The following is a 1,704-nucleotide window of genomic DNA, read 5'->3' on the forward strand; positions in this document are numbered from 1 at the left end:
CAACCAACCCCTGCAGCGCGATCGTTCGACGGCGCTTGGCCCCGCCCCGGCCGGTCCCCGCCCGGAACGAGCGGCGCCGGAAGTCAGCTTCATCATCTGCACGCGCAACCGCGTCGCCGTGCTCGATGCCTGCATCAAGTCGGTGCAAGCCGCATGCCGCGCACATGCCGGCTTCGCCGCCGAACTCGTGGTCGTCGACAACGGTTCGAGCGACCGCACGGCCGAACGCCTGGCCAGCATCGCGGCTGCGTCGGACATTCCGTTCACGCCCGTTTGCGAGCCGCGCCCCGGATTGGCGGCTGCGCGCAACGCCGGGCTGAGGCGCGCGCGCGGCCGTGTGCTGGTCTTCGTCGACGACGACTGCGCGCTCCATCGCGACTATCTGCGCGATCTGGAGCGACACTATGCGTCCGGGGAACAATGGCTCATCCGGGGCGGCCGTGTCGAGCTTGGCGATGCCAGGGATTTGCCGTTCACCATCAAGCGGTCGTGGGCGCGCGAGCGGCTGACGCCAGATGTTCATCCCGGCGGTTTCGTGCTGGGCTGCAACATGACGATGCACCGCGATGTAGCGGCCCGCATCGGCTATTTCGACGAACGCTTCGGCGCCGGCGGACCATTGCGGTCGGCCGAGGATACCGATTACCTCGTGCGCGCGATGCTGCTCGGCATCGCGGTCGAGTATGTGCCTGACATGACGATTTTCCACCATCACGGCCGGCGGGATCGCAAAGCCATCGAAAAGCTGCATCGCGACTACAGCCTGGGCAATGGCGGGCTCTGCCTGAAGCATGTTCGCCACGCGCCCTGGCTGCTTCGCCATTTCTACTGGGCCGCAAGAGGGGCTTTCAGGGAATTGGCGGGAGGACCCGCCTTCGATCGTGAACTCAACCTGCCGCACTGGCCGATCGTCGCCATGAATTTGCTCGGCGCGGCCAGGTTCGCGGTTCTCCTGCTGGTCAGACGGCCGCGGGCCGAACCGGTGCGGCAAGATCAACAAGCCAATGCCCAGGCGAGGTGAAACGCTGTAATGCCAATGCTGCCGCCAAACCTGCCGATGCTGTTCCGGGCGTTCGGAAAGCGGCAACTGCGCCTGCTTCCGGCGGTGGTGATTCTCGGCCTGGTCAGCGCCGTCCTCGAAGGGTTCGGCATCGGCCTGATCATCCCGTTGCTGGGCATCATCATGGGACACGGGGATGCCGCCGGAATGGCAGGCTTCTCCGCCGTCCTCCAGCACGTCGGATCGGGCTTGAGCGAGCGCGACCGGCTGATCGTCATTTCGGCCGCCATCCTCGGCTCGATCATCCTGAAGAACGTCTTCGCCTTCGCCAACACGCTGCTGACGACCTTCATCTCCGGCAAGGCAAGCCATTCCATCCGCAGCGCCCTGTCGGAGCAGCTGTTGCGGGTCGGCTACCCGTTCTTCCTGCGGCAGAGCCCCGGACGCCTGCTCAACATCATCTCCAACGAATCCTGGCGGGCTTCCGATGCGATCCAGATCATGCTGTCGGCCATCGTCAGCGCATCGGCCGCCATCATCCTCCTGGCTTTCCTGCTGCTGCTTTCGTGGCGCATGACGCTTTTGGTCACGCTCGGACTGGCGCTCGTCCAGATCGCGCACGCCATGCTCTCAGCCAATCTGAAGGAGCCAAGCCGCAGCGTCGCCTCGCGCAACGGCCACCTCGCCTCGCAGATGCTTCACCT

At 65.4% G+C, this 1,704-nt stretch carries 2 protein-coding genes; both read left to right on the forward strand.

Going from position 1 to position 1,704, the window contains the following annotated elements; genetic code table 11:
- Positions 1-10 precede the first annotated feature (10 nt).
- Positions 11-1,021, forward strand: a complete 1,011-nt coding sequence (locus EN994_RS30060) for a glycosyltransferase (protein WP_127308081.1) — start codon at positions 11-13, stop codon at positions 1,019-1,021.
- Between the two features lie 9 nt (positions 1,022-1,030).
- Positions 1,031-1,704, forward strand: a 674-nt coding sequence (locus EN994_RS30065; RefSeq protein WP_164746357.1) for an ABC transporter transmembrane domain-containing protein, incomplete at its 3' end; no start/stop codon positions are given.

It is taken from the genome of Mesorhizobium sp. M7A.F.Ca.CA.002.09.1.1 (assembly GCF_003998555.1).
Lineage (GTDB): Bacteria > Pseudomonadota > Alphaproteobacteria > Rhizobiales > Rhizobiaceae > Mesorhizobium > Mesorhizobium ciceri.